This is a genomic window from Bradyrhizobium sp. (assembly GCF_016462955.1).
In the GTDB taxonomy this organism is placed as follows: Bacteria; Pseudomonadota; Alphaproteobacteria; order Rhizobiales; family Xanthobacteraceae; genus Bradyrhizobium.
Genome location: NZ_JAEMSD010000860.1, coordinates 1 through 1,689, shown reverse-complemented (window position 1 = coordinate 1,689; position 1,689 = coordinate 1). Strand labels below are relative to the sequence as shown.

Here is a 1,689-nt window from a genome sequence, read left to right as displayed (position 1 = left end):
CCGTCACCCTGAGGTGGCCGCTTCTTCAGCGGCCCTCGAAGGGCGACGGCCCGGCTATCGCGGCATCTCGGCCCTGCATACTTCGAGGCTCCCGCGCGACGCGTTGCGTCGCGTGTGAGCACCTCAGGATGACGGGATTGATAGTGGATTTGCTTCGCAACAGGCGAAGCTCTCGTCTCAGGACAGCTGCGCGAGCTCGGCCTCGCGCAGCACGTCGAGCGGCGCCCAGGGCTTGGCCCAGAATTTGGCGCCATCTGGCAAGGGTTGCATCAGGGGGCGGCCGGAGGTGACAACGACGTCGAGCCTGGGATTGCGATCCTTGGCGACGTGAGCGAGCTCGACCCCGTTCATGCGGCCGGCAAGCTGCACGTCCGTCAGCATCAGGGAGAGCACGCCGGCGTTTTTGTCGAGGACGAGCTCGGCGGCCTCGGCGCTTTCGCACTGGATGACCTGATAACCGCTCTCTTCCAGGAGAACGCACAGCATCTCACGCTGCATGATGTCGTCTTCAACGATGAGCGCTGTCGCGCGAAATGGTTTCGATTGTCCCATCGGCGGCTCCCAATGCATGCCTCAGTAACGAATGTTAAAAACCTGGGGCGCCTGAGGTTCGGTTCCATTCTGAAAAAATGTAAAGCATAGTTCCCGCATCAAGGCTTGACGGGGAGCATCATGACGACGATTCGCGGCGCCGCCGCCATCACGGGAGCCGCCAGCGGCATCGGCCGCGCGCTGGCCATCGAACTTGCACAGCGCGGCTGCGATCTCGCGCTCGCCGACCGAGACGAGGCGGGGCTGAAGACGCTGGCCGCGGAGATCGGCCCGGCCCGCAAGGTCAGCGTCCACCGCGTCGACGTCGGTGAGGCTGATGACATCGCGCAGTTCGCGAGCGAGGCGGTCGCGGCCCATCCGGCGCTGAACATCGTCGTCAACAATGCCGGCGTGGCGCTGATGGGCTCGTTCGAGGAGATCGACCAGGCGCAGATGGACTGGCTGTTCGACGTCAATTTCTGGGGCGTCGTGCACGGCACGCGGGCCTTCCTGCCGCATCTGAAGACGAGGCCCGAGGCGCACATCGTCAACCTCTCCTCGATCTTCGGCATCGTCGCGCCGCCCGGCCAATCGGCCTATGCGGCGGCGAAATTTGCAGTGCGCGGTTTCTCCGAGAGCGTGCGGCACGAGCTCGGCGTCGCGGACAGCCCGGTCAAGCTATCGGTGGTGCATCCCGGCGGCGTGGCCACCGCGATCGCGCGCAACGCACGCACCGGCGTCGGCGTCACCGACAACGCGCGCCGCGTGCAATCGATCGAGCGGTTCGAGACCGCGGCGAAGACGACGCCGAAGCAAGCCGCGCTGCGTATCATCAGGGGCATCGAGCGAAACGAGCCGCGCATCCTGATCGGCAACGACGCCCGCTTCATCGACCTGTTGCAGCGCTTCCGCCCGGGGACGTACTGGGCGCCGCTGCAGCGGAGGTTGGAGAAGATGGCAAAGGGGACATAGGCGCGTGGCGCTCGCTTCACCCTCCCCTGAAGGGCAGGGCAATCGCATATGGCGCGATCTCGCCTGTGGCCATCCTTCGAGACGCCCGCCGTTGGCGGGCCCTCAAGATGAGGATCGAGGACGTTGAGCCTGTTTCAACGGGCTCCGATGCTGCTTAGCCTCATCCTGAGGAGACCGCGAAGCGGT

General features: G+C 65.4%; 2 protein-coding genes. One reads left to right on the top strand and one right to left on the bottom strand.

Annotated elements, in window-relative coordinates; genetic code table 11:
• Positions 1-177 precede the first annotated feature (177 nt).
• Entirely contained in the window at positions 178-552 is a 375-nt protein-coding gene (locus JHD07_RS39280) for a response regulator (RefSeq protein WP_291631993.1), read from the bottom strand.
• Positions 553-672: 120 nt separating this feature from the next.
• On the opposite strand from JHD07_RS39280, the gene JHD07_RS39275 reads away from it, so the two are divergent.
• The gene (locus JHD07_RS39275; RefSeq protein WP_291631991.1) at positions 673-1,503 is read left to right on the top strand and encodes an SDR family oxidoreductase; all 831 of its coding nucleotides are present in this window, start codon (positions 673-675) and stop codon (positions 1,501-1,503) included.
• The last annotated feature ends 186 nt before the right edge of the window (positions 1,504-1,689 follow it).

Excerpts from the sequence above, each read along its gene's own strand:
- JHD07_RS39280 (WP_291631993.1), bottom strand. The coding sequence starts at position 552 with ATGGGACAATCGAAACCATTTCGCGCGACAGCGCTCATCGTTGAAGAC.
- JHD07_RS39275 (WP_291631991.1), top strand. The coding sequence starts at position 673 with ATGACGACGATTCGCGGCGCCGCCGCCATCACGGGAGCCGCCAGCGGC.